Below are 1,575 nucleotides of genomic sequence, written 5' to 3'. Positions count from 1 at the left end.
ATGACTCACCTAGAAAAGTTATTGATCGATTGTGCATTCGATTGTAAAAGATAAATTCAACTTATATAGAAAAAAGGAAGAAAAAATTACAATATACTGGTATATTGCTAGAAAAGGTAGGTAATGCAGCGTGTCTCACTTTGAAACAACACTTCAGTTAAAAACAACTATTCTAAATACATCTTTTCAACTTTTCGACTACATAACTACTCGCCCTCACCTATTTGCGATTGCCTTACACCAAGAGCTTGGCTATCCTATAGAGTTTATGTGGAATTCAGACTTTAAGTTTAAAGATGAAAGCGCACCAAGAGTGGTGCTTATTCATGCATACTGCGTGTTACCAAATCATCAATATTTGGATGCAAGAGGCTACGTCTCGCATGACCTAATTGCACAAGAAAAGCCACATCAGCACGCTTACTACGAACGTGTGTCTAGTAAGCAAATTGAAAAGTTAACGAATCTTGGTCGGCTTTGTAAAGAAGAATTGCTTGAGATTGACAGCTTAAGAGACTTTATTAAAGAGCACGTACATGTCTATTCATAAGCTCTATAGGCACTTTGAAGTACCTATATCACTTTAAAGTGCTTACTTTTCATTTTATTAACTCTCTCTTATTATAAGTCATGTACTTACTATTGGAGGTTGATAACATGATTACGCATTTACAAGATACAGTAACATTAAATAACGGCGTAAAGATGCCCGGGTTTGGTTTAGGCGTATTTAAAGTGGAAGAAGGACCTGAGTTAGTTGAAGCTGTAAAAGTTGCGATTAAAAACGGCTACCTCAGTATTGACACAGCAGCCATCTACGAAAACGAAGAAGGCGTTGGTGAAGGAATTCGACAAGGTCTACAAGAGACGGGTCTTTCACGTGAAGAGCTATTCGTAACGTCAAAAGTATGGAATAGTGATTTAGGGTATGAAGAAACGCTTAAAGCCTACGAAACTAGTCTTCAAAAGCTTGGATTAGACTATTTAGATCTTTACCTTATTCATTGGCCAGTTGAAAGAAAATATAAGGACGCATGGCGTGCGTTAGAAACGCTTTATAAAGACGGCAAGGTAAAAGCAATTGGCGTAAGCAACTTCCAAATTCATCATTTAGAAGATTTACTACAAGATGCTGAGGTGAAGCCAGTCATCAACCAAGTCGAATATCATCCGCGCTTAACGCAAAAAGAGCTTCGTGCTTATTGTGAACAGCAAAACATTCAGCTAGAAGCTTGGTCTCCGCTTATGCAGGGCGAACTGCTTGATAACGATGTACTGTCTGCGATTGCTTCTAAGCACAATAAATCTACGGCTCAAGTAATCTTGCGCTGGGATGTTCAAAACGGTGTTATCACGATTCCAAAATCAACAAAAGAGCACCGTATTATCCAAAATGCTGATATTTTTGATTTCGAGCTAACGTCTGACGAAATGAAACAAATTGATGCACTAAACCAAAATCACCGAGTAGGTCCAGATCCAGACAACTTTGATTTTTAAGTAAACAAAGAGGCTGGGACATAACTAGCCAAAAATAATGAAAAAGGGTTCTCATCATCGCATTTTGATGATGAG

At 37.9% G+C, this 1,575-nt stretch carries 2 protein-coding genes; both read left to right on the top strand.

The window, feature by feature from the left end; all coding sequences use genetic code 11:
* Positions 1-130: 130 nt before the first annotated feature.
* Positions 131-550 (top strand): hypothetical protein, encoded by a 420-nt coding sequence (locus tag AC1UFB_RS15845; RefSeq protein WP_062686877.1) that lies wholly within the window; start codon positions 131-133, stop codon positions 548-550.
* A 107-nt stretch (positions 551-657) separates the two neighbouring features.
* Positions 658-1,500, top strand: a complete 843-nt coding sequence (locus AC1UFB_RS15840) for an aldo/keto reductase (RefSeq protein WP_061786564.1) — start codon at positions 658-660, stop codon at positions 1,498-1,500.
* Positions 1,501-1,575: the final 75 nt, after the last annotated feature.

The organism is Priestia sp. KCTC 13724, from assembly GCF_056820425.1.
This window is presented reverse-complemented; position numbering and strand designations above follow the sequence as displayed.

What these genes read in the sequence shown, in the direction of transcription:
- AC1UFB_RS15840 (WP_061786564.1), top strand. Translation starts at nt 658, where the DNA reads ATGATTACGCATTTACAAGATACAGTAACATTAAATAACGGCGTAAAG.